At 64.3% G+C, this 1,366-nt stretch carries 1 protein-coding gene; it reads right to left on the reverse strand.

Annotation, left to right across the window (positions count from 1 at the left end; translation table 11 throughout):
* Positions 1-81 precede the first annotated feature (81 nt).
* Positions 82-1,347 (reverse strand): glycosyltransferase, encoded by a 1,266-nt coding sequence (locus AC5Y49_RS04065; protein ID WP_499884470.1) that lies wholly within the window; start codon positions 1,345-1,347, stop codon positions 82-84.
* Positions 1,348-1,366: the final 19 nt, after the last annotated feature.

Raw genomic sequence — 1,366 nt, forward strand, 5'->3', positions numbered from 1 at the left:
TCATCGACGCCGTATCTTTCGGAGTTCACCGAGCAGGCTCCCAATCCGAGCGTGGCCGTCTCGACGGCCTGCTTTCGCCCATCAGCCAACGGTCCTGAGGCGGGCGCCGTTTTCCATAAGATCAGCGGCGGCTGCAACGCTTTCGGCGGGCTTCGTCATCCGGGTGGCGAACTCACGGGCGCGGGCCGCGTATTGCGAGGCAAGGATGGTGCGCAGGTCCTCGGCCAGCGTTTGCGGGGTAGTGCTCGAAAAGCGCCGGGCGGTGCCCAGCTTCAGTCGTTTGACCTGCATTCCCCATTGCGGCTGATCGGCCGCCGTCCACAGGATCAACGTGGGGACTCCAGCGCGCAGGCCCGCGGCCGTGGTGCCCGCGCCGCCGTGGTGCACGACCGCGCGGCATGCCGGGAACGCGGCTGCATGGTTCATCGCGCCCACAATTTTGACGTGTTCGAAATGGGGGATGTCGCCAACGTCAGACCCGCCAGCGCAAACCAAGGCCCGCTCGCCTAGTTGCGCACAGGCCGCGCCGATCATGGCGACCGTGTCTGCGGCAGATTCGACCGGTACGCTGCCAAACCCGAAATAAATCGGCGGCGTTCCCGCGGCAATCCACGACGCGACCTCGTCATCGCCATCCGTCGGCAACTCCATTGTCAATGCACCAACAAACGGCCGTTGCCCGTTCCATTTCGCCCATTCGGCCGCCAACCCGGGAAAGCAAACCTCGTCGTAGGCTTGGATTTCCAGCGACCCGCGCTCGGCGATCCGCCGCGATGTGGATCTCCGTGTCTTCGGGAGGCCCAATTCATTGCGCTGGGCGTCCTCGACCTTCTTCGTCATGCGCCAAAACAGCCGCAGGTTCAAAGCCATCACCGAGCGTCCCAATGACGGCAGCATTGGAGTGAGCTGCCCGTGGGCCCTCGACGGGGCGTAATGCAGCGACGTTAACGGAATCCCGTGATACTCCGCGACGTTCGCCGCGGGCTCCTCCAAACTCTGGCCGGTGACTAGTAAGTCGGCACCGTCGGCCAGCGACGTCAGTGTCGTGCTCGCCTCTCCCCAGCACTGGCTAACTAGTTCCCAAAGTTCGCGCCGCAATCTGTTCAGCTCCTGGATCCTCCAGAAGCTGCGGAAGAGACGCGTCCACAAGTCGCGGTGCACGTCCATCCACGTCTGCGTGTCCAGCGCATAGCCGACCGCCGGAAGCCCCGCCGCTTCGGCGAAGCCAACGAGGTCGGGCGGGACCGCCATGCGTACTTCGTGCCCTCGGCGCAGCAGCTCACGGCCAACAGCGACACCGGGCTCGACATCGCCACGGGTTCCATAGCAGGCCAGCACAAATATCATCGCGATTCCAGTCTTTCAC

Source organism: Mycobacterium sp. NGS62, from assembly GCF_059812285.1.